18 protein-coding genes are annotated in these 21903 nt (G+C 71.5%); 6 read left to right on the top strand and 12 right to left on the bottom strand.

The genetic code is table 11. From position 1 onward, the window contains the following. Positions 1–32 precede the first annotated feature (32 nt). Positions 33–1871: an alpha-L-fucosidase gene (locus ACFW9D_RS24965; RefSeq protein WP_384625011.1), complete on the bottom strand. Its 1839-nt coding sequence runs from the start codon at positions 1869–1871 to the stop codon at positions 33–35. Positions 1872–2176: 305 nt separating this feature from the next. On the opposite strand from ACFW9D_RS24965, the gene ACFW9D_RS24960 reads away from it, so the two are divergent. Then, on the top strand, positions 2177–4372 hold the full coding sequence (locus ACFW9D_RS24960; protein ID WP_384625008.1) for an alpha-N-acetylglucosaminidase: 2196 nt from the start codon (positions 2177–2179) through the stop codon (positions 4370–4372). 116 nt (positions 4373–4488) lie between these two features. Beyond that, positions 4489–5319, top strand: a complete 831-nt coding sequence (locus ACFW9D_RS24955; RefSeq protein WP_384625006.1) for a chitosanase — start codon at positions 4489–4491, stop codon at positions 5317–5319. A gap of 168 nt (positions 5320–5487) precedes the next feature. On the opposite strand, the gene ACFW9D_RS24950 is transcribed toward ACFW9D_RS24955, so the two are convergent. The 11 genes from ACFW9D_RS24950 to ACFW9D_RS24900 form a co-directional block, all read right to left on the bottom strand. Continuing rightward, positions 5488–6693: a VWA-like domain-containing protein gene (locus ACFW9D_RS24950; protein WP_384625033.1), complete on the bottom strand. Its 1206-nt coding sequence runs from the start codon at positions 6691–6693 to the stop codon at positions 5488–5490. Positions 6694–6833: 140 nt separating this feature from the next. Continuing rightward, positions 6834–8105 (bottom strand): AAA family ATPase, encoded by a 1272-nt coding sequence (locus ACFW9D_RS24945; RefSeq protein WP_384625003.1) that lies wholly within the window; start codon positions 8103–8105, stop codon positions 6834–6836. Positions 8106–8262: 157 nt separating this feature from the next. Continuing rightward, a complete protein-coding gene (locus ACFW9D_RS24940; protein ID WP_384625001.1) occupies positions 8263–9621 on the bottom strand; it encodes a hypothetical protein in 1359 nt (452 codons plus the stop codon). Positions 9622–9824: 203 nt separating this feature from the next. Further along, positions 9825–11177 (bottom strand): nucleobase:cation symporter-2 family protein, encoded by a 1353-nt coding sequence (locus ACFW9D_RS24935; RefSeq protein ID WP_384625030.1) that lies wholly within the window; start codon positions 11175–11177, stop codon positions 9825–9827. A gap of 345 nt (positions 11178–11522) precedes the next feature. Next, positions 11523–12908 carry an 8-oxoguanine deaminase gene (locus ACFW9D_RS24930; RefSeq protein WP_384624999.1) on the bottom strand — a complete coding sequence of 462 codons (1386 nt, stop codon included), beginning with the start codon at positions 12906–12908 and terminating at the stop codon, positions 11523–11525. A 46-nt stretch (positions 12909–12954) separates the two neighbouring features. Further along, positions 12955–14376 (bottom strand): nucleobase:cation symporter-2 family protein, encoded by a 1422-nt coding sequence (locus ACFW9D_RS24925; protein ID WP_188336158.1) that lies wholly within the window; start codon positions 14374–14376, stop codon positions 12955–12957. A 67-nt stretch (positions 14377–14443) separates the two neighbouring features. Further along, positions 14444–15376 carry a factor-independent urate hydroxylase gene (gene pucL, locus ACFW9D_RS24920; protein ID WP_188336159.1) on the bottom strand — a complete coding sequence of 311 codons (933 nt, stop codon included), beginning with the start codon at positions 15374–15376 and terminating at the stop codon, positions 14444–14446. Positions 15377–15381: 5 nt separating this feature from the next. Continuing rightward, positions 15382–15783, bottom strand: a complete 402-nt coding sequence (gene uraH, locus ACFW9D_RS24915; RefSeq protein ID WP_188336160.1) for a hydroxyisourate hydrolase — start codon at positions 15781–15783, stop codon at positions 15382–15384. Next, a complete protein-coding gene (gene uraD, locus ACFW9D_RS24910; protein WP_384624994.1) occupies positions 15783–16307 on the bottom strand; it encodes a 2-oxo-4-hydroxy-4-carboxy-5-ureidoimidazoline decarboxylase in 525 nt (174 codons plus the stop codon). The genes uraH and uraD overlap by 1 nt, the downstream gene beginning before the upstream one ends. Positions 16308–16479: 172 nt before the next feature. Beyond that, positions 16480–16791 (bottom strand): helix-turn-helix domain-containing protein, encoded by a 312-nt coding sequence (locus ACFW9D_RS24905; protein ID WP_188341226.1) that lies wholly within the window; start codon positions 16789–16791, stop codon positions 16480–16482. A 65-nt stretch (positions 16792–16856) separates the two neighbouring features. Continuing rightward, the gene (locus ACFW9D_RS24900; RefSeq protein ID WP_188336162.1) at positions 16857–17108 is read right to left on the bottom strand and encodes a hypothetical protein; all 252 of its coding nucleotides are present in this window, start codon (positions 17106–17108) and stop codon (positions 16857–16859) included. Between the two features lie 163 nt (positions 17109–17271). Here ACFW9D_RS24900 and ACFW9D_RS24895 point away from each other — a divergent pair, with 163 nt between their 5' ends. The 4 genes from ACFW9D_RS24895 to ACFW9D_RS24880 all read left to right on the top strand — a co-directional run bounded on the left by ACFW9D_RS24895 (position 17272) and on the right by ACFW9D_RS24880 (position 21757). Continuing rightward, a complete protein-coding gene (locus tag ACFW9D_RS24895; RefSeq protein WP_188336163.1) occupies positions 17272–18114 on the top strand; it encodes a TIM barrel protein in 843 nt (280 codons plus the stop codon). A 72-nt stretch (positions 18115–18186) separates the two neighbouring features. After that, positions 18187–19083: a 2-hydroxy-3-oxopropionate reductase gene (locus ACFW9D_RS24890; RefSeq protein WP_188336164.1), complete on the top strand. Its 897-nt coding sequence runs from the start codon at positions 18187–18189 to the stop codon at positions 19081–19083. Positions 19084–19289: 206 nt separating this feature from the next. After that, positions 19290–20747 (top strand): catalase, encoded by a 1458-nt coding sequence (locus ACFW9D_RS24885; RefSeq protein WP_188336165.1) that lies wholly within the window; start codon positions 19290–19292, stop codon positions 20745–20747. 473 nt (positions 20748–21220) lie between these two features. Beyond that, a complete protein-coding gene (locus ACFW9D_RS24880) occupies positions 21221–21757 on the top strand; it encodes a hypothetical protein (protein ID WP_384624989.1) in 537 nt (178 codons plus the stop codon). Positions 21758–21903: the final 146 nt, after the last annotated feature.

Raw genomic sequence — 21903 nt, 5'->3', positions numbered from 1 at the left:
CCGGATTCCGGGTCCGCCGGTCGGCCGGGGGCTCAGTCCGCCGTCAGCCGGTGGGCCGGGACGATCTCCTGTTCCTGGTCCGGGCTGGACCACAGGAGCTTCATGTGGGCCTCGCCGGTGTTCTCCGTGTAGTCGATCCGGATGGCGTGCCGGGTGCCGGCCGTGAGGCGCACCGTCCCCTTGTCGACGCGCGGGCCGTGCGGATCCGAGGCGTCGACGACCAGCTTGCCGTCGATCCAGACGCGGGCGGTGTCGTCGGAGACGGTGGTGAGGGTGTAGTTCTCCGTGCGCGGGGCGGTCAGGTGGCCGCTCCAGCGGACGGAGAAGGTGTCCGCGGGGATGCTCGGGTCGGGTGAACCGGCGTACTTCCAGGCGTGGTTGACGGTCGGGTCGACGCGGGTGATCTTCGGGTCGCCGCTGAGTGTGGCGTTGTCGAAGATCTCCTGCTTGAGGCCGTGACCGGTGCTCGTGGGTGTCTCGGGGCCCGTGTCGACGGTCAGCCGGACGACGGTGGCGATGTCGTTGGTGGGCCCGCCGGACGGGATGAGGTCGTAGCCGTCGCCGGAGCGGGTGACGGTGACCTCCTGGTCGCTGCCGAGCACGCGCGCGTGCGCGATCTTGAAGTCGGTGCGGGCCTTGAGGTGCAGCGGCTGTCCGGCGGCGGGCCAGTCGGTGACGGCGGCGTACAGCACGTCGTCCTTGCGGCTGACCGAGCCCCAGGCCGGCTCGTCGACGAGGCCTCCGTAGCGGGCCCCGTACACGGCCTCGCCCTGGCCGTCCGCGCGGAGCCAGTCACCCATCTGCTTCAGGCGGTCCACGGACTGCCGCGGAATGCGGCCGCGGCTGTCCGGGCCGACGTTCAGCAGGTAGTTGCCGCTGCGCGAGGACGTGGCGAGCAGGTTGCGGACGAGGCTGCCGGGGGACTTCCAGTTCTGGTCGTAACGGGCATAGCCCCAGTGCCCGTTGAGGGTCATGCACGACTCCCAGAGCTGGCCGTCGACCGGGGCGTCGGGGATGGTCTGCTCGGGGGTGCCGTAGTCGCCGTCGACGACGCGGCGCTTGCCGACGCGGTTGTTGACGACGAGGTCCGGGTCGAGGTCGTGGAGGTAGGCCTCCAGGCGCTCGCCGTCGCGCGCGGTCCACGGGTTGTGCGGGTCCTCGGTGTCCCATTCTCCGTCGAACCACAGCAGGGCCGGGTCGTAGAAGTCGACGAGCTCCTTGAGCTGGGCGTACATGCGCTTCTCGTACTTCGGGAAGGTCGCGGGGTCCGGGAAGTCCGGGTCGTGCCAGTCCCAGATCGAGTAGTAGAAGCCGAGCTTGATGCCCGCGTCGTCGGCGGCCTTCTTCAGTTCGGCGAGGATGTCGCGGTTCTTGTCGAAGGACGAATGGTCGCGCAGGTTCCAGGAGTTGACCTTCGTGGGCCACATCGCGTAACCCTCGTGATGCTTGGACGTGATGACGATGTACTTCATCCCCGCGTCCTTGGCGGTCTTCACGACGGCCTTCGCGTCGAAGTCGGCGGGGTCGAACGTCGCCGCCTTCTTCTCGTACGCGTCTCTGGGGATCTTGCACGAGCGCTGGATCCACTCGGCGTCGCGGCAGACGGTGCCGTCGGCCCGCGGGTACTCACCCTCCCAGTTGGAGTAGGCGCTGAAGTGGATGAACATGCCGAAGCGGTCCTGGCGCCACCAGTCGGTGCGCTCGGACGTGAAGGGGTCGTCGTGGGCGTAGTCCGTGCCGGGCCCCGCGCCGGTGGCGCCCGCGGCCGCCGGCGCCTCGGACGGGGCGGCGGAGACCGGCCCGGCGGCCGTGGCCGCCAGGGTCGCGGCGAGCAGGACGGCGAGTCCCGCGATGCTTCGCTGAATGCGCATGGTGCGGCTCCCGGGGTGTGGGTACGTCGGTACATGCGTGGCGCGTGGGACCTGAGGCGAACCAAACGCATCGGAACGTAGAGGCACATACATCGGATGTCAATGCATCCCGCACCCGCCCACTGCGGCCACAGCGGGCGCGAATCAGCCATCCCGACGGCACCACATCCGATGAATCGACACGCGATCCGGCCGCAGCGAGCGGGGTCGCCGCCGCGCCGCGGAGCGCGTCGTTCACCTGTCCCCTGCCGGGGCTTCGGCATGGCGTCACGTCCGGCGGGGGTCGCGCCGGGTATGCAGGAGCCATGCCGCTGGCTCGCCGTACGCTCCTGACCGCGCTCGCCGGATCGGCCGCGGTGTCCTGCACCGCCGGGGCCGACCGGGCCGACGCCCTGCCCTCCTCCGCCGCGACCGGCGGCGCCGCCGCACGCGCCGCGCGCCGTCTGCTCGGACCCGCCGCGGACCAGCTGGACTTCGATCCGCCGGGCGGCCCGCACGACACCTACCGGGTGGCGGCCTCGGGTGGCCGGATCCGGGTGACGGGCTCCTCGCCGGCCGTGCAGCTGGCCGGTCTGCGCCGGTACTTGAAGGACGTCGTGCACGCCAACATCTCCTGGGCGGGCGAGCAGGTGGACCTGCCGGACCGGCTGCCGCTGCCGGCACGGGCGCTGTCCGGGCACGCGGGCGTGCCGCACCGGTTCGTGCTCAACGACACGAACGACGGCTACACCGGGGCGTACCACGACTGGGCGTACTGGGAGCGGGAGCTGGACGTGCTCGCGCTGCACGGGTTCAACGAGGTGTTCGTGCAGGCCGGCGCGGACGCGCTCTACCACCGGGTGTTCCGCGGGTTCGGGTACACGGACGCCGAGCTGCGGGACTGGATCCCCTCCCCCGCGCACCAGCCGTGGTGGCTGCTGCAGAACATGGCGGGCCCGGCGGGCGGGCCCGTCTCGGCGCAGTTGCTCGCGGCGCGGGCCCGGCTCGGGCGCCGGATCGCGTACCGGGTGCGGGAGTTGGGCATGGAGCCGGTGTTCCCCGGCTACTTCGGGACGGTGCCGCCGGGCTTCGCGGACCGCAATCCCGGGGCGCACGTGGTGCCGCAGGGCGACTGGTACGGGTACCGGCGCCCCGAGTGGCTGGATCCGCGCGGCCGGCAGTTCGCCTCGGTGGCCGCCGCGTTCTACCGGGAACAGGAGAAGCTGTTCGGCCCCGCCCGCCTGTTCAAGATGGATCTGCTGCACGAGGGCGGCAGCGCGGGCGACGTGCCGGTCGGGGAAGCGGCGCGCGGCGTCGAGCGGGGCCTGCGGGACGCGCGCGGCGACGCGGTCTGGGTGATCCTCGGCTGGCGGCACAATCCGCCGCGGGCGATCGTGGACGCCATCGACAAGCGGCACATGCTGGTGGTCGACGGGCTCTCCGACCGTTTCACGAGCATCACCGACCGGGACGCGGACTGGGGCGGCACGCCGTACGCGTTCGGCTCGATCTGGAACTTCGGCGGGCACACCGTGCTCGGGGCCAACACCCGGGACTGGGCGGAGCTGTTCCCGGCCTGGCGGGACCGTCCGGGCAGCGCGCTGCGCGGTACGGCGCTGCTGCCGGAGGCGGCCGACAACAATCCGGCCGCGTTCGAGCTGTTCTCCGAACTCGCCTGGACCGACGGGGCATTGGACCTCGAGAGCTGGTTCGAGGCGTATACCGTGGCCCGGTACGGGGAGCGGGACGCGCGGGCCGTCGCCGCCTGGGACGTGCTGCGGCGCACCGCGTACGGGACGACCCGCGCGGACGAGTGGGCGGAGGGCGCGGACGGGCTCTTCGGGGCGCGCCCCTCGCTCAAGGCCGTGTCGGCCGCGACGTGGTCGCCGAAGCGGCTGCGCTACGACGCGGGCGAGTTCGAGAAGGCCCTCGGTCATCTGCTGGCGGTGCGGCCCGGGCTGCGCGGTTCGTCGGCGTACCGCACCGACCTGCTCGACGTGGCGCGGCAGGCGCTCTCCAACCGCAGCCGGTCACTGCTGCCGCGGATCAGGGCCGCGTACGAGGCGAAGGACGCGGCCGGGTTCGACCGGCTGTGTGCGGACTGGCTCTCCCTCATGACGCTGTTGGACCGGCTGCTCGCCACCGACTCCCGCCATCTGCTGGGCCGTTGGGTCGCCGAGGCGCGCGCCTGGGGCGCCGACACCGCCGAGCGGAACCGGCTCGCGCAGGACGCGCTGTCGATCGTGACGGTGTGGGGGACGCGGTCGGGTGCGGCGGCGGGCCTGCACGACTACGCGAACCGGGAGTGGGCGGGCCTGGTCGGCGGGCTGTACCGCAAGCGCTGGGCGGCGTACTTCTCCGAGCTGCGGGCCGCGCTCGGTGCGGGGCGCGCGCCCGCGAAGCAGGACTGGTACGCGTTCGACTCCGCGTGGATCCGCGATCCGGGGGCGCTCGCGACGCGGCCCACCGGCAGCACGTACGACCTGGCGGTTCAGGTGCGGGACCGGTTGCGGCAGGGCTGAACGGGACCCGCTCCGCAGACGTCTGACGGCTGTTCGACGGGTGTACGTGCCGCCGGATCTCTGGTAGGAAACCTTCCTAACAGTCGGCGGAACGTTCAACTCCCCCAGGAGGAACCGTGCCCACCCCCCACATACGCACCTCCCGTCGCACGCTGCTCACCCTCATCGGCGCCACCGTCGTGGCGGCGCCGCTCCTCACCACCCAGCTCGCCGGGGCCGCCGGGTTGCCGGCGCGTGCGGTCGGGCTCGACGACCCGGCGAAGAAGGAGATCGCCATGCAGCTCGTGTCGAGCGCCGAGAACTCCTCGCTCGACTGGAAGGCCCAGTACCGGTACATCGAGGACATCGGTGACGGCCGCGGCTACACGGCGGGCATCATCGGGTTCTGCTCCGGCACCGGCGACATGCTCGACCTCGTCGAGCTCTACACCCGGCGCGAGCCGGACAACCCCCTCGCCGCGTACCTGCCCGCCCTGCGCGCGGTCGACGGCAGCGACTCGCACGAGGGCCTGGACCCGGGCTTCCCCGACGCCTGGGCCGAGGCCGCCCGCGACAGCGCCTTCCGGCGGGCGCAGGACGACGAACGGGACCGGGTGTACTTCGACCCGGCGGTGTCCCGGGGCAAGGCCGACGGGGTCGGCACGCTCGGGCAGTTCGCGTACTACGACGCCATCGTGATGCACGGCGACGGGTCGGACCCCACCAGCTTCGGCGGGATCCGGGCGCGCGCCCTCCGCGCGGCTCAGCCGCCGGCGCGGGGCGGGGACGAGGTGGAGTGGCTCGACGCGTTCCTCGACGCGCGGGTGTGGGCCATGAAGCAGGAGGAGGCGCACAGTGACACCAGCCGGGTCGACACGGCTCAGCGGGTTTTCCTCCGGAAGGGGAACCTGGGGCTCGAGACGCCGCTCGACTGGAAGGTGTACGGGGATGCGTATCACATCGGGTGAGTTGGGATAGGCCCCGCTGGGGTGCGGGGAGTCGGTCTGCGCGGACCGTCTGCCTGGTTCGGTCGCGGGGCGGCTTTCCGTCGCGTCGTGGCTGGTCGCGCAGTTCCCCGCGCCCCTTACGGGGCGCGCCCACGCGGCGGAGCCGAGGATCGGAACAGCCCCGCGCTCTCAGCCGATCGTGACCACTCGGGCCCAGTCCGGGGGGCCGTCGGGCTCGTAGTCCTCGTCGTTCTCGTTCACCCGGCGGGCGGGCCGCGGGAAGAGGCCCACCACCGTGCGGCAGGGCGGGCGTTCGGAGGGCCAGGGGGTCTGGCCGTCGGTCAGGGCGACGATCACGTCGGGGCCCGGGCCTCGGCGCAGGGCCGTCGCGAAGCCCGAGCGCAGGTCGGTGCCGCCCCCGCCCACGAGTTCCAGGCTCTCCGCGCGACAGAGCGGGACCGCGACCCCGGCCGCCGCGTCGCACGAGACGACCGAGACGAGGTCGCGCCGGCCGCCCACCGCGCGGGCGATCGCGGCCACCTCCAGCAGGGCGCTGCCGAGTTCGGCGTCGCTCACCGAGCCGGACGTGTCGATGACCACGCAGACGCGGGGCGGCGTGCGGCGCAGGCTCGGCAGGACGACGCCGGGCAGCGAGGCGGAGCGGCGCGAGGGTCGCCGGTAGCTGTGGTTCTCGCCGACGCCGGGGGCGCCCGCCGCCGAGCGGATCGCGGCGCCGAGCAACTGCCGCCAGGGCTGCGGGGGTTGGAACGCCTCGTCGGCCCAGCGCCGCCAGCCCGCGGGCGCCTCGCCGGGGGCGCCCTTGATCGCCTCGGTCACCCGGAACCGTACGGCGTCCCGCTGCTGGCGGGTGAGGCCCTGGGCGCCGTCGGGGCCCAGCTCCCAGGGGCGGGGCTCGCCGTCGGCGCCGCTGCCGCAGTCCAGCCACGCCAGGTCGCCGGCGAGACCCTTCATGGAGGCGGTGCGCAGGTACTCCTCCATCAGCAGGCCGTCGCTGAGCCTCAGCCGCGAGGGCAGGACGACACCGGCGGGTCGCGGGAGGCCGTCGCCGTAGATGTCGTCGTTGATCTCGAAGTCGGCGGCGATGTTGCGGCGCAGGCGCTGGAAGGCGCCGTGCTCCTCGTGTTCGCGGGCGTAGCGGGCGCCGCGCTCGTGGTGGTCGCGCAGCAGGTGCGACACCTCGTGCACCCAGACCCCGGCCAGGTCCTCGACGCTCATCCGGGCCACGAAGGCGGGCGAGACGTAGCAGCGCCAGTGGGCGTCGACGCCCATGGTCGGCACGGCCCGGTCCTCGACGATGTGCAGGGCGAACAGCGCGGCCGCGAGGTAGGGGCGGACCTTCACGGCGTGCAGCCGCGCGGCGAGCAGCTTCTCCATGTCGAGCGGCAGCCCGGACGTGTCGGGGGTGCGGGCGGGCGGCCGGGTGAGCGGGGCCTTCACCGGGCGCGGCGGCGGAGGCGGGGCCATGGGCCGGGGCAGGGGGCGGGGCGAGCGGCGCGGTGCCGGGTTCGTACTCGTCATCGGCGGGCCCCCTTCGCCGCGGCCCGGACGCGGTCCACCGAGCGGTCGGCGGTCCGGGCGATGCCGATGACGTCGGCCAGGCGTTCCATCGCGGCCGGGACCTCCCAGGTGTCGCGGCGCAGCCCGGCCAGGGCCGTCGCGGGGGCGACCAGGAGGTCGGGGGCGCCGGTCTCCAGGGCGCGTACGAGGACGGTCCACGCCGCGTCCCAGCGGGCCTGTTCCGGGCGGGCGCCCACCGCGGCGACCACCGCTTCGAGCGCGGCCTGGCGCAGGTCGCCGCGCTCGGGGAGTTCCGCGCGGGGCGGCTGCGCGAGGAGGTCCTCCGGGTTGGGCAGGTCCATCCGGTCGAGGTGGGCGAGGAGTTCGAGCCCGGGGCCGTCGCCGACCGCGCCGCGCACGAGCAGGGCGAGCACCTCGCGCGAGACACCGGCCGCGGCGCCGAACGCCAGCAGGGTCAGCGCCGCCTCCCAGCTGCGCGGCGAGGGCCAGGCGCCGCCGCGCCGGGTCTCGGAGTTGGGCAGCCGGTGGATCAGGGTGGGGCGGGCCTCCAGGAAGCCGCAGACCGCGCGCCGGGCGAGTGCGACGGCGTCGGCGAGCCGGTCGGGGTCCAGGCTCGGCAGGGTGGCCCGGGGCCAGACGCCGCCGAGGCCCCGCACGACCACGTCGCGGTCGTGCACCCAGTACAGGTGCACGAACCGGTTCGCGAGCGGCGGGCTCAGCTCCCAGCCGTCGGCGGCGGAGGCCCGCGGGTTGGCGGCGGCCACGATCCGTACGCCGGGCGGCAGTTGGAGCGAACCGACGCGGCGCTCCAGGACGACCCGGAGCAGCGCGGCCTGCACGGCCGGGGTCGCGGTGGACAGTTCGTCGAGGAAGAGCAGTCCGCGCCCCGCCGCGACGAGTTCGACCGCCCACTGCGGCGGCGCCATCGGCACGCCCTGCACGGCGGGGTCCTCGCCGACGATCGGCAGCCCCGAGAAGTCGGACGGCTCGTGCACGCTGGCGATCACGGTGGTCAGCGGCAGCCCGAGCGAATCGGCGAGCTGGTTCAGCGCGGCGGTCTTTCCGATGCCGGGCTCGCCCCACAGCAGCACGGGCAGATCGGCGGCGACGGCGAGCGTCAGCGCCTCCAGCTGCTCGTCGGGCCGGGGCTCGGTCGTGGTGCACCGCAGCAGCGCCAACAGGTCCCCGGCGACGGCGAGTCGGGAGGCGGGGCTCTCATGGGGCGCGGGGGTCTGGGTGGGCGTGGGCAGAAGGGTACTGACAGTCATGGGCATCACCAGGGGTGTTCGGGGACGGGACACACGCCCGTCCGGAGTTCGGAAGAAGATCGAGCGGCATCGGCGGACGAGGGTCGCGAGCACGCGGCGGAGCCGCATCTCGGCACGGTCCGGCGCCCCTTCGGGGGTGCGGGCCGGCGACGGCTCGTCACCTGCTGGGGGCTCGCCGCCACCCGTTCCGTCGCCCCCGCTTCAGGAGGAGTTCGGGCGGGAGGCTCCGGGCGAGGCGCAGCCGGCCACCGGGGCCGGCGGCCGCGCCGGGGTGGTCGTCCGGCAGGCCGGAGCGGAAGAGGCCGTGGTCGACCCGGCCCGCCGCGGCCTGTTCCAGTGCGTCGCGGAGCGGACCGGCGCGGAGCATCGCTCCCGGGCCGAGCAGGCCTTCGACGACGTCGAGCGCTCCGCGGACGTCACCGTGCCCGAGCCGTTCGCGTACGGCGGGCAGGGCCTCGGGCGTGCGGTGGACCGCGTCGATGGCGCGCAGGCAGGGCAGCGGCGGGCCGCCGAGCGCCACCAGGAGGTCCTCGCGGCGCAGTTGCTCGGCGTCGTGGTCGACGGCGGTCAGGACGCCGTCGCGCAGCGCGATCCGGTGGATCTCGCCGCGGCACTCGACGCGGTGCGGGTCGGCCGGTGCGGCGTCGGCGTCGTGCGGCAGCGCCGGCTCGGGCGGGGCGTACGGGTGCAGGGCCGCCGCGACCAAGGGGTGGAGGGCGTCGAGGGTGACGAGTCCGGCGCGAAGGAGGGACAGGTCGGGGGCCTCGTGGACGGCCGCTTCGGGGAGCGCGGGCAGTGCGGCGGCCTGGCGGGCCGGCACGGCGTCGCGCAGCGGGCGGACCGTGGGGACGTGGCTGTCGTCGGGGGCGACGAGTTCGAGCACGGCACGCCGGCGGGCGTCGAGCCGTACGGTGAACACCCCGCGCGGGCGGCCCGTGGCGCCGCGCAGCAGCAGTTCCGCCTCGGTGGCGAGGTCGGCCGGGGCGCGGGCCGCGAGTTCGGCGCTGCGCTCCGCGTCCCAGAGGTGGCGGTGCAGGTCGAGCCGGAAGCGGCGGTCGGGGTGCGGATGCGGGTGGTCGCCGAGCGGGGCGCCGCCCGAACCCTCCCACAGCGCCAGGGAGATCCGCTGGCCCGCGTCGGCGCCGACCGGCATGGTCCGTGCGACGAGGTGCAGGGGCGGGTCGCCCGGTGCGCCGTAGCGGACGAGCGGGACGGTCAGGCCGGGGCGCAGCCGTCCGTCGGGGGCCATGCGGGGCAGGTGCCAGCGCAGCAGGTCCGGCGCGAGACGGCGCAGGTCGGCGCGGAGGCGAGCGGTCTGTTCGGTGCCGTGGCGACGGCGCACGGCGCGCAGATCGAGGTCGGGGTCGACGCGGGCGGCGGCGCAGGCGCCGGCCCAGTCGCCCGCACCGCGGCGTGCGGTGGCGGTCTCGATCATGGACGGTGGCACGGCGTAACGGCGTACGCGCTGCCACATCAGCAGGTGGGGTGGAATTCCGTCCGGGAGGTGATGTGCCATCAGCACTCACCTTGCGTGGACGGTTCCCCCAATCGGTGCGAGGAGGTGTTCAGCATCGCGGGCATCGTAACCACACACGCGATGATCTGTCAGTCGGGTTTTTCGCCGGACTCTTCTCCGGGGGCGGAGAACCGGCGGGGGCCGGTGCCTTGTCGTCGGCACCGACGCCCTCCGTGTTCTGCTTCTGTCTCCGTGTCGCGGCGTCAGTGCGCGGCGGCCGCCGAGTGCGCGGTGCGCTGTTCCGCGATGGCGTCGCCGGACTCCATCGGCGAGGTGACGTCATCGGCGTCGCGGCCGCGTCCGAGGTGGTTGAACAGGATGTTGAGGACCACCGCGGCGACGCAGCCGGTCGAGATGCCCGAGTCCAGGATGATCTTCGCGTTCTCCGGGAACGCGTGGTAGAACTCCGGCTCCGCGATCGGGATGAGGCCGACGGCGAGCGAGACGGCGACGATGAGGACGTTGTTGTCCTTCTCCATGCCGGCCTTGACCAGGGTCTGGATGCCGCTGGCCGCGACCGAGCCGAACAGGACGACGCCGGCGCCGCCGAGCACCGGGCGCGGGACCACGGCGATGAGCGAGGCGGCCATGGGGCACAGGCCCATCAGGACGAGGAAGCCGCCGCCGGCGGCGACCACGAACCGGCTGCGGATCTTGGTCATGGCGACGAGGCCGATGTTCTGCGCGAAGGCGCTGCACATGAAGCCGTTGAACAGCGGGCTGATCGCGGTGCCGAGGGTGTCGGCGCGCAGGCCGGCGGCGATGGTCTTCTCGTCGGCGGGCCGGCCGACGATCTCACCGAGGGCGAGCATGTCGGCGGTGGACTCGGTCATCGAGACGACCATGACGACGCAGAGCGAGACGATGGCCGCGCCGGCGAACTGCGGGGCGCCGAAGTGGAACGGGGTCGGGAAGCCGACGATCGCGGCGTCGCCGACCGGGCCGAAGTCCGTGACGCCGAACGGGATCGCGATGAGGGTGCCGACGACCAGGCCGAGCAGGACCGCGATCTGCTTGACGAAGCCGGTGGTGAAGCGGCGCAGCAGCAGCACGATGAGCAGGGTGATGCCGGCGAGCGACAGGTTCTTCATCGACCCGAAGTCGGATGCCGCGGGGTTGGGTCCCTGGGCCCAGCCGAAGGCGACGGGCATGAGGGAGACACCGATGAGGGTGATGACGGTGCCGGTGACGACCGGCGGGAAGAAGCGGACCATCTTCGAGAAGAAGGGTGCCGCGATGAATCCGAGGATGCCCGCGACGATCACCGCCCCGAAGATGATGGGCAGCGCGTCGTCCTTGTCCTTGGTGGAGGCGACGACGGCGAGCATGGGGGCGACGCCGGCGAAGGTGACGCCGTTCACGAAGGGGAGCCGGGCGCCTATCTTCCAGAAGCCGAGCGTCTGGAGGAAGGTCGCGAGGCCTGCCGTGAACAGACAGGCGCCGGTGAGGAAGGTGAGGTCTTTCGGGCTCAGTCCGATCGCGGCGCCGACGATGAGCGGGGGCGCGACCACGCCCGCGTACATGGCGGCGACGTGCTGGAGGCCCGTGGTCGCCATCTTCAGCGGCGGGAGGGTCTCGTCGACCGGATGTTTGGTCTGCTCCGCGCCCTCGGGTGCGGAGGTGGTGCCTTGCTTGGTGAACCTGGGCTTCGTCGCCACTGCGGCTCCTCCGGTTGTTTTCCGGCACCGGGCTCTCGCCGGTGCTTTTCGCTTCATGGAGGTGGTGCATGGTGATGCAAGGTGCAAGGTGCTGACCGGTGTTCAGTTGTTGTGCGCCCAGGTAGTGCTGACCGCCCCGGGAACGTGAGGCTTTGGGCCACGTTCCGGGGCGGCACCCGAGCTGCCCGCTCGGCAGCTCGGGTCCCCGGTCAGGGGCCGTCCCCCCTGACCGGAGTCGGTGGATCAGGCCTGCGCGACGATGCGCGCGAGGCGCTGGGCCTCGTCCCGCGTGGAGCGGGCGATGGCGTCCTCGTCGGCGTGCAGCAGGCGGCCGTTCTCGACGACCGGCTTGCCGTTGACGAGGGAGAGGGTGACCGGTGCGGCCGCGCCGAAGACGAGCGCGGTCACCGGGTCGGCGATCGACGAGTGGGCCAGGGTGTCCAGCTTCCACAGGACGAGGTCGGCGAGCTTGCCGGCTTCCAGAGATCCGATCTGGGAGGCCCGGCCGAGGACCTGAGCACCTCCGTACGTCCCCAGGCGCAGGGCCTGGCGGGCGTTGAGGGCGGCCTCGCGGTGGGCGCCGAGGCGGTTGATGAGCAGCGCGTTGCGCAGTTCGGTGTGCAGTTCGCCCGACTCGTTGGAGGCGGTGCCGTCGACGCCGAGGCCGACGGGGACGCCGGCCGCGAGCATGTCGGGGACGCGGGCGATGCCGGCCGCGAGGCGGGCGTTGGAGGACGGGCAGTGGGCGACGCCCGTCTTCGTCCGGCCGAACGCGGCGATGTCGGAGTCGTTCATGTGGACGCTGTGCGCCATCCACACGTCCTCACCGAGCCAGCCCGTCGACTCGAAGTAGTCGGTCGGGCCCATGCCGAACAGCTCGTGGCAGAACTTCTCCTCCTCGACGGTCTCGCTGCCGTGGGTGTGCAGCCGTACGCCGAGGCGGCGCGCCAACTCGGCGCCCTGCTTGAGGAGTTCGGTGGACACCGAGAACGGCGAGCAGGGGGCCACCGCCACCTGCGTCATCGCGTCGAAGGAGGCGTCGTGGTGCTTCCTGACGGTTTCCTCGGTGGCGGCGAGGGCGCCTTCGAGGGTCTCGACCGCGAAGTCCGGCGGCAGGCCGCCGTCCTTCTCGCTGCGGTCCATGGAGCCGCGGGCCAGGGTGAACCGCACGCCCATCTCGGAGGCGGCCCGGATGATCGATCCGGAGAGGTCGCCCGAGCCCTTGGGGAACACGTAGTGGTGGTCCATGGCGGTGGTGACACCGCCGCGGGCCATCATCGCGAGGGAGCCCTGCGCCGCCGCGTACGTCATCTGCTCGTCGATGCGCGCCCAGGTCGGGTAGAGCGCCACCAGCCAGTTGAACAGGTTGTGGTCCGTCGCCAGGCCACGGGTGATCCACTGGTAGAAGTGGTGGTGCGTGTTGACCAGGCCGGGCGTGGCCAGGTGGCCGGTCCCGTCGATGCGGCGGACGACGTTCTCGAGGTCCTTCGGGGCCTGTCCCGCCCCGATGGACTCGATCCTGTTGCCGCTGACGACGATGTGGCCCGAGGCGTACTCGGTGTCCTGTGCGTCGACCGTCGCGATCGCGACGTTCTCGATGACGATGCGGTCTGCCGAAGAAGGTGCCATGGTGCTTCCTTCATTTCGTGTGTGGCGATGTGGGCACGGCAGGACCCTAGGAGGATTTGAGTGCCGCGGTGGCGCTGGCGCTGCCGCGGGTGCCGAGATGGTGGAAGAAGAGATTCAGCGATACGGCGACGAGTGCGCCGGCGCTGATGCCGGAGCCGAGCACGGTCTGCGCCCAGGCGGGGAAGTCGGCGTAGAAGCCGGGCGCGGCGAGCGGGATGATGCCCGCGCCGAGCGATACGGCCACCAGGATGATGTTGGAGCTGTCGTCGAGGCCCGCCTCCGAGAGGGTGCGGATGCCGCTGACGGCGATGGACCCGAAGAGGACGATGCCCGCTCCGCCGAGGACCGGCATGGGGACCATCGAGACCACCGCGCCCAGCACCGGGAAGGCGCCGAGGATCAGCAGGGCGCCGCCCGCGACGGCGACGACGTAGCGGCTGCGCACCTTGGTGAGCGAGACGACGCCGACGTTCTGCGCGAAGGCGGAGGTCGGGAAGCCGCCGAAGACCGGCCCGAGGAAGGTGGCGAGGCCGTCGGTGCGCAGACCCCTGGTGATGGTCTTTCCGTCGCAGTCGCGCTCGCAGATCTCGCCGATGGCGAGCATGCCGGCGCTGGACTCCGTCATCAGGACGAGCATGACCAGGCACAGCGAGATGATCGCGGCGGGCTGGAACTCGGGTGCGCCGAAGGCGAAGGGGGTGGGCAGCGCCGCGACGGGCGCCGACTTGAGGGCGCCGAAGTCGGCCATGCCGAACGGGATGGCGGCGAGGGTGCCGATCAACAGCCCGAAGAGCAGGGCGACTTGCTTGACGAAGCCCTTGCCGAACCGCTGGATGAACAGGATGACGGCGAGGGTGAAGCCGGCGAGCGCGAGGTAGCGCATGTCGCCGTAGTCGGCGGCGGTCTTGTCGCCGCCCTGGGCCCAGCTGACCGGCACGGGCATCAGGGTCACACCGATGAGGGTGATCACGACGCCGGTGACGAGCGGCGGGAAGAAGCGCAGGAGCCGGCCGAAGAACGGTCCGATGGCGAGACAGAAGACGCCCGCGACCATCACGGCCCCGTAGATGGCGGGGAGTTGGTCGCCCTTGGCGTTGGTCTCGGCGATGGCGAGCATCGGTGCGATGCCCGCGGAGGACGCGGCGTTGACGAAGGGCAGCCGGTTTCCGACGAGTCCCTTGACGCCGAGCGTCTGGAGCAGGGTGGCCACACCGGCGATGAGCAGGGACGCGGCGATCAGCCGGGTCTGGCCCGCGGTGTCGAGGTGGACGGCCTGGCCGATGATGAGCGGCGGGGTGACGACGCCCGCGTACATGGCGGCGATGTGCTGGAGTGCGGCGGGGACGAGCCGCGACGGGTGGAGCTTCTCATCCACCGGGTGGACCGCTTCGGCGGTCGCTGTGGTGCTTTCCGGTGGGGTGGAACACGGGCCTTCGGCTGCCGCCGGCCCTTGTGCTGGCACTGCCATTGCTTTGTTCCCTCCGGTGTGGCGCGCCCCCGCCCACTGCGGGGCGGACGGGGGCGCGCGCCCCGCGTCAGAGGTTGGTCATGTCGACCGGGATGCGCTGGTCGGCGCCGTCCCGCAGGATCGTGGCCTCGATGAGGCCGTAGGGGCGGTCGGCGGCCCAGTACACGGCACCGTCCTTCGCCTCGTTCTCCAGGCCGAAGGACGAGAGGTCCTGGCGGAAGTGGTGCTTGTTCGGCGCGGAGAAGCGGATCTCGTCGATCTCGGTGCGGTTGTTGATGATCCGCGAACCCATCTGGAAGAGGGTCTGCTGCAGCGAGAGCGAGTACGTCTCGACGAAGGCCTCGAGCATGTGCTTCTTGGCCTGGTCGTAGGACTTGTTCCAGTTCGGCGTGCGCTCGTCGGCGGACGTCCAGTTGTGGCGCCACCACGTCGACAGGGACGTGGCGAGGATACGGTCGTAGTCCTCCTGGAGCGTCGTGTACTTGTCCTTGATGAAGCCCCAGAACTCCGAGTTGGTGGAGTTCATGACGGTGAGGTCCTTGAGGCCGGAGAGGACCTCGAACTTCTCGCCGTCGTAGGTGATCTGCGCGAGGCGGATCTCCTGGCCCTTGCGGACGAAGGAGTGCTTGACCTCGTCGGCGCCGATGAACTTGGAGCCCGCGTCGGAGCCGGCGATCCGCTCCCAGGCGTACTCCTCGAGCCGGATGCGGGCCCGGTGGATGGACGGCTGGCTGTCGACGAAGTGCCGGGCGAGCTCGATGCCGTACTGCTCGATCGACTCGATCCCGTATTCCTTCGCGAAGGCGAAGCAGGTGTTCTTGGTGGTGTCCGTCGGCAGGCAGTTGGCGTTCGACCCGGTCAGGTGGACGTCGTCGAGGTCACCGCTGAGGGCGACCGAGACGTTGACGTCCTTGATGTGGTGGGTGTCGCCGTCCCGCGTGATCTTGACAACGCGGTTCTCCGCCTTGCCGTACTGGTTCTGGCCCAGGATCGTAGGCATGTCTGCTAGCTCCCTCGGTAAACGGAGTAGCCGAACGGGTTGAGCAGCAGCGGCACGTGGTAGCGCTCGCCCGGGACGACGGCGAACGTGATCGCCACCTCCGGGAAGAACACCGCGGACGCGTCGCTGTCCCGATTCGCGGGGGCGTCCTGCTGCGCATCGGCTTGCTTCTTGGCGAAGTACGTCTCGGTGTCGAAGTCGAGGCGTACGTGGGTGGTGTCCGCCGGCAGGACCGGCAGGTTCTTGCAGCGCCCGTCGTCGTCCGTGGCCGAGGAACCGAGGGTCACCCAGTCGGCGTCCGAGCCGGAGCGCGCCGCGACGGTGACCGCGACGTCGACGGCCGGGAGGCCGAGGCTGGTGTCCAGGATGTGCGTGGACACGTAGGGGGCGGTCTTCTCGGTGCTCATCAGGCGTTCTCTCCTTGTTCCACGAGGCTCGTGAGGCGGATGCGGTTGATCTTGCCGAGTTCGGCGCGGACGATCTCCCACTCCTGGTCCGGCGTGTTCGCGATCCGGACCTTGAGCGCGTCGCGCATCTGCTCGCCGGTCAGACCGGTGGCGCAGATGAGGAAGACATGCCCGAAGCGGTCCTGGTAGGCCAGGTTGAGCTCGAGCATCTCCGCCTTGAGTTCCTCGGAGGCTCCGGCCATGCCCCGCTGCTCGCGGGACGAGGTCGGGTCGCCGGGCTTCGGGCGACCGATCGGCGGGTGTCCCGCCATGGCTTCCGCGAGGTCCTCCATGGACAGCTCGGCCATGGCGGCGTCACTGGCGGTGAAGAGGGTCTGAGCGGAAGCGAACGGGCGCTGGGCGATGATCTTGCGCCCCCACGCCGATGAAGTGCACACCTCGTGGAGTTCGGCCTGGGCCGCGCTCTCGTCCGAGGTGTTGAACCGGGTCAACCCCCGCTGGGTGGCTGACGAACCTGAAGTCACGGGACTGCCTCCGTGGCCTTGTGCTGGACGGGCTGCGGATAGCTAACGCCCTCGGAAACACCACGTCAACAGTTTGTTGAAAAGTTGGTGTAACGAAAGACCGCCGTCCGATATCCGGACGGCGGTCGGGGCCTGCCACGGCGGTCGCCGCATCACTCCAGGTCAGGCGGGGTCAGGAGGTCTTCTCCCTGTTGAGGTAGTTGTAGACGGTGAACCGTGAGACGCCGAGGGCGCCCGCCACGGTCTCCACTCCGTGCCGCACGGAGAAGGCACCGCGCCCCTCCAGGACCCGCACGATCTCCTGCTTCTCCCGGCGGTCCAGCTCGGCCAGCGGCCGGCCCTTCACCCGCTGCATGGCGGCCAGGATGTGATCCAGCGAGTCCGCGAGCTGCGGCAGGCGCACGGCGGCGACGTCCGCCCCCTGCCAGCTCAGCACGACATCGTCCAGACCGGCGTCGGCCGGCGGGACCAGCTCTCCACCCATCGCGTCGACCAGCGGCTTCACGGCCGTGATGAAGGCCTCGCCGGAGGCCTCGCCCCCCGTGCTCGTCACGCCTCGCCCTCCCCCACCACGTTGACCTGCAGCGAGATGCGGGTGGCGCCGGTCGCGAGACTCTCGCGCAGCAAGGCGTCGACCGCCTTGAGGACCGCGTCGGCCCCGCCCTCCGCCGTGTTCCCGAACGGGCCGACGTCGACCGCGTCCAGTTCCGCCGCCTCGATCACCCGGCGGGCGGCCACCGCGTGCGCGGGCGCCTCGTCGAGGTCGAAGGGCTCCGTCGTGAATTCCACTCTCAATCGCACCCGATCAACCTAACCCGCGATGGCCCCCTTTGGACCAGGTCGTGCCCAGCCCCTTGACAGAGACGAGCCCTTCCAGGCAATCTTCCATCACGCAGAAAGAAACTTCCGCAATACGGAACTGAACGTCACGCGGAACACGGACCAGAAGGGAGCGCCGACCCCGATGGGATTCGCAGACCAGCGCTTCAACGTCAACCTGTCGATCCTCTTCACGGAGCTCCCGCTCCTGGAGCGCCCGGCCGCCGCCGCCGCGGCCGGCTTCACGGCGGTCGAGCTGTGGTGGCCGTGGGTCGACGCCCCCACCCCCGAGCAGTCCGAGCTCGACGCGCTGCGCAGCGCGATCCAGGACGCGGGAGTCCAGCTCACCGGCCTGAACTTCTACGCCGGTCAGCTGCCCGGCCCGGACCGGGGCGCCCTGTCGATCCCCGGCGAGGAGAGCGAGAAGTTCCGCGCCAACATCGACGTGGTGGCAGACTTCGCCCAGTCCCTCGGCTGCAAGGCGCTCAACGCGCTGTACGGCAACCGGGTGGAGGGCGTGGACCCCGCCGTCCAGGACGAGCTCGCACTGGAGAACCTGGTGCTGGCGGCCCGCGCGGCCGACCGCATCGGCGCGGTGCTGCTCATCGAGGCGCTGAACAAGCCCGAGTCGCCCGCCTGCCCGATCGTGAGCGCCCCCAAGGCCATCGAGATCGTGGACAAGGTGAACGAGGCCACCGGCCTCGGCAACGCCAAGTTCCTCATGGACCTCTACCACCTGTCCATGAACGGCGAGGACCTCCAGCAGGTCATCAGCGCGTACACCGACAAGACGGCGCACGTGCAGATCGCCGACAACCCGGGCCGCGGCGCTCCGGGCACCGGCTCGCTCCCCCTCGAGGACCTCCTCGACCAGCTCCGCAAGGCCGGCTACGACGGCTACGTGGGCCTGGAGTACAAGCCGGGCGACGCCCCGAGCGCCGAGTCCTTCGGCTGGCTGCCGCACGAGGCCCGCGCCGCGCGCCACTGAGCAGCGCGCGCTCGCCGGCGCGCCGACTCACCCACGTATCACAGCTTTCCTGAGTTTTTTGGAGTCACCCTCATGAGCAACAACCTCCCCAAGGTCGCGTGGATCGGTCTCGGCATCATGGGCTCGCCCATGTCGGAGAACCTGATCAAGGCCGGCTACGACGTCACCGGCTTCACCCTCGAGCAGGACAAGCTGGACCGCCTCGCCGCGGCCGGCGGCACCGCCGCCACATCGATCGCCGCGGCCGTCAAGGACGCCGACGTCATCGTCACCATGGTCCCGGCCTCCCCGCAGGTCGAGGCGATCTCCTACGGCCCCGAGGGCATCCTGGAGAACGCGAAGTCCGGCGCGCTGATCGTCGACATGTCGTCGATCACCCCGCAGACCTCGGTCGACCTGGCGAAGAACGCCAAGGAGAAGGGCATCCGCGTCATCGACGCGCCCGTCTCCGGTGGCGAGGCCGGCGCCATCGAGGCCGTCCTGTCCATCATGGTCGGCGGTGAGCAGGCCGACTTCGACGAGGCCAAGCCGCTCCTCGAGGCCCTCGGCAAGACCATCGTGCTGTGCGGTCCGCACGGCTCGGGCCAGACCGTGAAGGCCGCCAACCAGCTCATCGTCGCCGTGAACATCCAGGCGTGCGCCGAGGCCGTGGTCTTCCTGGAGAAGTCCGGCGTGGACCTCACCGCCGCGCTCGACGTGCTCAACGGCGGCCTGGCCGGCTCGACCGTCCTGACGCGGAAGAAGGACAACTTCCTCAACCGCGACTTCAAGCCGGGCTTCCGCATCGACCTGCACCACAAGGACATGGGCATCGTCACCGACGCCGCCCGCAACGTGGGTGCGGCCCTGCCCGTCGGCGCCGTGGTGGCCCAGCTCGTGGCCTCGCTGCGCGCCCAGGGCGACGGCGGCCTGGACCACTCCGCCCTGCTGCGCGCCGTCGAGCGCCTCTCGGGCAACCAGGTGGCCTGACCCTGAAGACTTCCGGGCCGTGGCGGCGCTGACACCTGTCCTGTCGCGCCCAGGCGTCGCCACGGCCCGGAACCCATACCCACCTGTTCAACAAATTGTTGAAAAAGGTCGCCCGGAACTTCAACAAACTGTTGACGTAGCAGTTCAGGGGTACCTACGCTCCCCCCATCGTCAGCAGCCATTGCACGGAAGGTCGCCTCCACCCCATGCCCAAGCGTGTGCTCACGACCGAGTCCGGCGCCCCTGTCGCCGACAACCAGAACTCCGCGACCGCCGGTGCCGGCGGCCCGCTTCTGATCCAGGACCAGCACCTGCTGGAGAAGCTCGCCCGCTTCAACCGCGAGCGCATCCCGGAGCGTGTCGTGCACGCCCGTGGTTCCGGCGCCTACGGTTACTTCGAGGTGACGGACGACGTCACCGGCTTCACCCACGCCGACTTCCTGAACACGGTCGGCAAGCGCACCGAGGTCTTCCTGCGCTTCTCGACCGTCGCCGACAACCTCGGTGGTGCGGACGCCGTCCGTGACCCCCGCGGTTTCGCGCTCAAGTTCTACACCGAAGAGGGCAACTACGACCTCGTCGGCAACAACACCCCGGTCTTCTTCATCAAGGACCCGCTGAAGTTCCCCGACTTCATCCACTCCCAGAAGCGCGACCCCTTCACGGGCAAGCAGGAGCCGGAGAACGTCTGGGACTTCTGGGCCCACGCCCCCGAGGCCACCCACCAGATCACCTGGCTCATGGGCGACCGCGGCATCCCGGCCTCGTACCGTCACATGAACGGCTACGGCTCGCACACCTACCAGTGGACGAACGAGCAGGGCGAAGCCTTCTTCGTGAAGTACCACTTCAAGACGAACCAGGGCATCCGCTCCCTGTCGTCGGAGCAGGCCGCCGAGATCGCGGGCAAGGACCCGAACTCGCACCAGACGGACCTGCTGCAGGCCATCGAGCGCGGCGTCAACCCGTCCTGGACCCTCTACGTCCAGGTCATGCCGGCCGCCGAGGCCGCGGACTACCAGTTCAACCCGTTCGACCTCACCAAGGTGTGGCCGCACAAGGACTACCCGCTGCAGCGTGTGGGCCGACTGGTCCTGGACCGCAACCCCGACAACGTCTTCGCCGAGGTCGAGCAGGCCGCCTTCTCCCCGAACAACTTCGTTCCGGGTATCGGCCCCTCCCCCGACAAGATGCTGCAGGGCCGCCTGTTCGCCTACGCGGACGCGCACCGCTACCGCCTGGGCGTCAACCACACCCAGCTCGCGGTCAACGCCCCCAAGGCGACCACCGCGGACAACTACGGCCGCGACGGTCTGATGGCCGCCAACGCCTACGCCCGCAGCCGCAAGAACTACGAGCCGAACTCCTTCGACGGCCCGGCCGAGACCGGTCGCGCGCTCTCCGCGCCGCTCGCGATCTCCGGCTACACGGGTACGCACGAGGCGCCGGCCCACGCCAAGGACGACGACTTCTACCAGGCGGGCGAGCTGTACCGCCTGATGTCCGAGGAAGAGAAGGGACGCCTGGTCGCGAACATCGCGGGCGGCCTCTCCCAGGTCTCGCGCGACGACATCGTGGAGAAGAACCTCGCCCACTTCCACGCCGCCGACGCCGACTACGGCAAGCGCGTCGAGGAGGCGGTCCGCGCCCTGCGCGAGGACTGACCGGGAAGAACTCCCCAGACCGCGTACGGGGATTGACGGGAGGTCAGCCCCCGTACGCATAGACCCGCACCTGCCGCGTGACCCGGATGAGGGGTGGTCACGTGGTGGGTGGCGGGACGACGAGGACCGTGGCGGCTCGTGCGAGCCAGTGCGGTGGTGAAGGCCTCCCCGTCCCCCTTTCGACCTGAGGAAGGGCGACCGGGAAGCCGTCGCACGGCCGCCGCGGTCCCGACCGATGCTCCGTCCGGCAGCGCGCATGCATGTTTCGCCAGTCGCGCGAGGTCGGACGGAATCCACCTCCCGAACCAGAGCCCCGGGTACGACGGTCCGTACCCGGGGCTCTTTTCTGCGTTCTGCCTTCTGCCTTCTGCTCCTTGAGCCTCAGGCCGGCTCCGCCGCGCGGGGGAGGCGGTTCGGCGCCCCGGCGGACGCCCTGTGCGGCGCCGAGCGGGAGCGTGGGAGCCATGACGACCATGACGACAACGGCAGTTCACCCGTCCCCCGGCGGCACCACTGAGCGTCCCGTGCCCCGCTGGGCCGAGCGGGTCGCGCACCTGATCCCGCTCGTCCTGCTCCCCCAGTGCCTGTGGCGGCTGCCGTTCGCGTTCGGCTTCGACATGGGTACGGGCAACGGCTCCCTCGGCAGCCTCTGGCTCTCCGTGCCGTACGTCTTCGGGCTCAGCCTGCTCACCGAGGCGCTGGCGCTGCTCTGCTTCGGGCTCGTGCGGGGGTGGGGCGAGCGGGTGCCGTCCTGGATCCCGCTGGTGGGCGGGCGGCGGCTGCCCGTGCCGGTGGTTCTGGTCCCGGCCGTGCTCGGCGGCCTCGGGGCCACGATGCTGTGGGGCGGGTTCCTGCTGAGCATCCTGGGTGCGCCCGGGTACGAGGCGCCGCCGGCGGACAGTGCGGCGTGGGAGCTTCTGTTCGACGTCTGCGTGCTGCCTGCGACGCTCTGGGGGCCCTTGGTGCTGGCGCTGACCGTCCAGTACGTGCTGCGCCGTCGCCGTGCCTGACCCGCCCACGGGGTGGGGCCCCCCGGCGGTCGGGCGACCACCGGCCGGTGGGGGCTGGTCGCGCAGTTCCCCGCGCCCCTGAAATGCATGGCGCTCCGCGCCGCATTTCCCCGATGAGATCGCGCACGAAGTGCGCATCTCAGGGG

It is taken from the genome of Streptomyces sp. NPDC059524 (assembly GCF_042749255.1).
GTDB classification, from domain to species: domain Bacteria; phylum Actinomycetota; class Actinomycetes; order Streptomycetales; family Streptomycetaceae; genus Streptomyces; species Streptomyces xanthii.
Note: the sequence above shows the minus strand (reverse complement) of the source record. Positions and strands in the feature narration are given on the sequence as shown.